Here is a 419-nt window from a genome sequence, read left to right on the forward strand (position 1 = left end):
CGGGTACTGGAGCATCGTGTTCCCGCCGTACGTGAAGGAGTTCTGCACCTCCGCCGCGTCCCCGGCGACGAACTGGAACGCCGCCCCGGCCACCATCACCGCCCCGAAGATCGCCGCCCCGGCCAGCACCATGAGGGGCACCAGCAGCACCTTCCCGGCCGTCCACTCCACGTCCAGCTCCGAGACCGCCCAGACCAGCACCGCCAGCCCCTGTCCGATCCGCCCCACCCGGCGCAGCGCGAAGCGGTTGGCCGCGACCTGCGCGAGCACCGGGACCGGGCGCACCAGCATGGTGTCGAGCGAACCGTCGCGGATCCGGACGCCGATCCGGTCCGTATTGCCGAGGAGCAGGTCGGCCAGTCCCAGGGAGGCCGAGGAGGACCCGTACAGGAGGGCGATCTCGGGCAGCGTGAAGCCGC

The 419-nt window shown here is 72.1% G+C and carries 1 protein-coding gene; it reads right to left on the bottom strand.

Annotated features, from left to right (window positions below; all coding sequences use genetic code 11):
- A partial coding sequence (locus G3I78_RS49215) for an ABC-2 family transporter protein (protein ID WP_203616573.1) occupies positions 1-419 on the bottom strand: 419 nt, incomplete at both ends.

The organism is Streptomyces sp. SID13726 (genome assembly GCF_010548375.1).
Lineage (GTDB): Bacteria > Actinomycetota > Actinomycetes > Streptomycetales > Streptomycetaceae > Streptomyces.